This window comes from Dellaglioa sp. CoH-55-MRSF-8, assembly GCF_056782195.1.
Genome location: NZ_JBXAYH010000044.1, coordinates 1 through 611, shown reverse-complemented (window position 1 = coordinate 611; position 611 = coordinate 1). Strand labels below are relative to the sequence as shown.

Sequence of the window (611 nt, the reverse complement as noted above, 5' to 3'; positions counted from 1 at the left end):
TATTTAAATGCTGAGCGAAAATTAAGGAGCAGCCGCGTGGACGCGACTTACGATGCAACATTGACCCTGACACCACTAGACCTACTTTGTGTGGTCGTGTTTTTCTACGGTGTGTACAAGCTCGGTGAGCTGATTTGCAAGTCGCTGCGAAATAGTTCACCGTCTAGTGATCCTAATTTTCTGATCACTGGCAACGAAAACGCGAGCGTCTCTGGAATCCTGTACGATGGACGTGTTGTTCCCTCTATCGACATCAAGGACAAGTCGCTGTTCATCGACGGTAAGTTCAAGCGTCGTCTTTCACGCAACAGCCGCACCTACAATAAGGGTGTGGGGATTTTCGTCGATGGCAATTACGTAGGTTAAACCAAGGGGCTTCGGACCCTTTTTGCTGGGTGACACATGAACACAATACGCGTTGACGATGCTGCGTACCAAACTATCGACTGGGAAGGTCCTCTAGACTTTCCGGGGCAGGAGATAGAGTGCCCTGAGTGCAGAGAGTGGCACGCGGCCGATAGGTGGGCAGCGTATGACACCTATTGCGAATCATGTGGAGGACACCCAATTCTTTCGTGTCCTAAAAATCATTACTTCGACCCCTACGGAGG

1 protein-coding gene is annotated in these 611 nt (G+C 50.2%); it reads left to right on the top strand.

Annotated elements, in window-relative coordinates:
- The coding region (locus AC1RPW_RS07790) for a hypothetical protein (RefSeq protein ID WP_481769410.1) at window positions 1–366 on the top strand (366 nt) is incomplete at its 5' end.
- Window positions 367–611: the final 245 nt, after the last annotated feature.